General features: G+C 54.9%; 3 protein-coding genes. 1 reads left to right on the forward strand and 2 read right to left on the reverse strand.

What is annotated here, in order from left to right; genetic code table 11:
- Together HMPREF2874_RS09205 and HMPREF2874_RS06265 are read right to left on the reverse strand one after the other, a co-directional pair.
- Positions 1-515: hypothetical protein (locus HMPREF2874_RS09205; RefSeq protein ID WP_141754229.1), on the reverse strand; the 515-nt coding region annotated here is incomplete at its 3' end.
- An 8-nt stretch (positions 516-523) separates the two neighbouring features.
- The gene (locus tag HMPREF2874_RS06265) at positions 524-1,243 is read right to left on the reverse strand and encodes a DUF6318 family protein (protein ID WP_070649479.1); all 720 of its coding nucleotides are present in this window, start codon (positions 1,241-1,243) and stop codon (positions 524-526) included.
- A gap of 444 nt (positions 1,244-1,687) precedes the next feature.
- On the opposite strand from HMPREF2874_RS06265, the gene zapE reads away from it, so the two are divergent.
- Complete coding sequence (gene zapE, locus HMPREF2874_RS06270) at positions 1,688-2,743, forward strand: cell division protein ZapE (RefSeq protein ID WP_070649480.1); 1,056 nt, start codon at positions 1,688-1,690, stop codon at positions 2,741-2,743.
- Positions 2,744-3,134 lie beyond the last annotated feature (391 nt).

Consider the following 3,134-nt stretch of genomic DNA (forward strand, 5'->3'; position numbering starts at 1 on the left):
CCTTTGGGGGTTTCTTTGGGGTTGGTGGGGGTGAGGGTTTTAGTGTCGTTGGGTTGGCAGTATGTTGAGAACCCGGTTTTTAGGTTGTAGTTTGCAGCTTCGCCGGTTGCGGGTTGTTCTAGGACGCGTATGGGTTTACCCGGACGCTGGTCCTCGGAGTAGCATTCAGCATCGCCCGCTCTGCGCGCGGCGTGGGAGGTCATATGGTAGACCTGCCCCATACCGTCAACTGTTTTAGGATGTTCTTTATCCCAGGCCTGCCGCGATGCTTCCACTGAAGTCGTGGAGGCAGTATTACCGTCTGAAATGTCTACCTGTCGAGAATGGTCAGTAGTTCTGGAACGCTTCGTGTGGTTATCTTTCGATGGGGGATTCTCTCCAGGTACTTTAATGCAATGGCCATTAGAATTTTGACTCGTACATTCAGCTGCCATTGCAATCGGAGCGCTACACGTCATATTTACTGCAAAAATAGAAGCGTACAGAATAATATTTATATTCTTAATATTCTTCATGAAGGATTTCATTTTTGCTCCACATCTTCAGAACCTACAATCTTCCAATATCCATTAGAATACGTAAACAGAAAGTAAAAAGAATCGTTTTTCGTATCCGTATTAGCATCCATTTCGAGATGGCCATCAGGATTTACATATGTGACTGTTGACCACAGGATACGAAACTTCATTCGGTAATTTTTCTTCTGGCTATCATAAATCAGAGAACCTTCAGACTGATAAGATTCCAGTCCTCCAATAATCCATCCTCCGCGACTATAAAGAGATTCCAAATATTTGTATGATTTATATTCTTCTGTTTCTTGCGCAATATATTTATAGGCATAAGAACAGTCACCGGTTTGTGTACCGTAGTTGTGGGCAACCAGCCAGTCTTCCATCATGTGGATGAGACCCTCTTCGGTCTCGGGGTACTGGGCGGGTTCGTTACGAGGTTTGGGGACATTCTGGGCCGGGCCGTAACCATCCGCCTTGCGGTACTCGCCATCGGGGGCTTTCGAGCCACCCGAGTAGCCGCGGGTAATGACAGGGCTCGGGGTCGCCGAGGCCGAAGACGCCTCGGTAGCCGAAGCCGAGGCCGAAGCGGTCTCGCTCGGTGCGCCGGAAGAAGTCGAGCCGGCAGCCTCGTTGGTGGCCTGCTGGCCGCAGGCGGTAAGCAGGGCGCCCAAGCCCACAAGTGCGCCGCTACCCAACAGGGTACGGCGGTTGAAAATGGTCGAATCCATAGAAGATACGCTCCTATCGTCGGTGATGGTGTGTATGTGCTAGTCGAGAATGTTTCTGTAGGTACGGCGACGTGCCTCGAAAGTGTTCTGGCTAGGTATTCCATGCTGTCGATGCACCGGTGCATCGCTTTGGGTCCCGAGACCACCTTACAGGATGTTTGCCATCTTTTGCAGTCTTTTGTAGTTTGTGAAGTTTAGATGTAGATATTGGAATACTTTCGCTATCAAGTAGGTCTTCGGAGAGTGTTGATTGAGAGAAGTGCTGGTTCAGAGGGTATTGGAGGAGGGGGCGAGGCAACCTCGACCTCTCAGACCTGCCAACTGCATCCGGCGCATCGCCTTACTCATAATGTGGCGGGCAACTCATGCGGCTCACGCGGGGTGTTAGGCAGTACTACACTTAAAACGAAAGTCACATCGCCGTCACTGAAGAAAAGAGTTTTTGTGCCCACCACGACCGTACATTTGACCGACCGCATCCCGCGCGTGTCTGCCGATGAGCTGCTGGCAGGTTTCCGCCCGTCAGAGCGTTTTGGAGAGGTTTCGTTCGACACCTATATCCCCGACCCGAACCAGCCCTCGCAGGCTGAGGCGGTGCAGAAGCTCAAGGATTTTGGCGACAAGATTAACGGCGGCGGCTCCGGCGGCGGCTTCTTTGGTCGACTCTTTGGCGGCAAGAAGAAGGACACTTCGAAGGCTGGCCTGTATCTTGACGGCGGTTTCGGTGTGGGTAAGACTCACCTGCTGGCTTCGCTGTGGCATTACGTGGATGGCCCGAAGGCGTTCGGCACGTTCGTGGAGTACACGAACCTGGTGGGTGCGTTGACGTTCCGCAAGACGGTTGAGGCGCTGAGCGGTTACAAGCTGGTGTGCATCGATGAGTTTGAGCTGGACGATCCGGGCGATACGGTGCTCATGTCCCGCCTGATGCGTGAGCTGGCCGATGCCGGCGTGAAGCTTGTGGCGACTTCGAATACTCTGCCGGGTGCCCTGGGTGAGGGGCGCTTCGCGGCGGAGGACTTTAAGCGTGAGATTCAGGTGCTGTCCTCGCAGTTTGAGGTGCACCGCGTGGATGGTGAGGACTTCCGTCATCGTGGCCTGCCCGATGCCCCGGAGCCGGTGTCTGACGCCGAGTTTGACGCGAAGGTTGAGGAAGTGTTCGCCGGTAAGACGGTGGGCGTCGATAACTTCGCGGACCTGGTGGAGCATCTGGCGAAGGTTCACCCCTCGCGTTACCGTCAGCTGATTGACGGTCTGCAGGGTGTTGCGTGGCGTGATGTGCAGCCGATTACGGAGCAGTCGGTGGCGTTGCGTTTTGTGGTGCTGGCTGACCGCCTGTATGACAAGGACCTGCCGATTGTGTCTTCGGGTGTGCCTTTTGACAAGGTGTTTACCCCGGAGATGCTGGCCGGTGGTTACCAGAAGAAGTATTTCCGCGCGGTGTCTCGTTTGACCGCGTTGGCTCGTGAGGGCCTGCTGGGTGAGGAGGCGGAGCGCTAGTTCCGCTGTTCACCTGGGCTGAGCTTTGGCCGGCCCGGGTTTTGACGCGCTGTTCTTTCCGAGTCCCGCGAGACCTCGAGGCTCACGCGGTTTGCCCGGTTTACCTGAACCGCGCCAACCCCTCTCATACGTGAAGACCCCCGCCGGGTCGCTTGTTGAAGCACCCGGTGGGGGTCTTGTATCTGTGCGAGAGCCTGGCGCTTGACGGGAACGTGGTGTGTCGCTCGCATGGTTTCTTCCCTTGTCAGAGAGCTATGGGTGGGTAGATGTGGATGGGGTGTATAATTTTGCGTGTAGCCTCCGCGAGGTTCTCGCGAAGCACCCGTTTCTGCCGCAGGGTTGCGGGCTAGTTTCGGGTAGCTATTTCCCTTCCTTTTCAGAAGGGCTTTCA

The sequence above is a fragment of the Rothia sp. HMSC068F09 genome (assembly GCF_001812775.1).
GTDB classification, from domain to species: Bacteria; Actinomycetota; Actinomycetes; order Actinomycetales; family Micrococcaceae; genus Rothia; species Rothia mucilaginosa_A.

What these genes read in the sequence shown, in the direction of transcription:
- HMPREF2874_RS06265 (WP_070649479.1), bottom strand. Translation starts at nt 1,243, where the DNA reads ATGGATTCGACCATTTTCAACCGCCGTACCCTGTTGGGTAGCGGCGCA.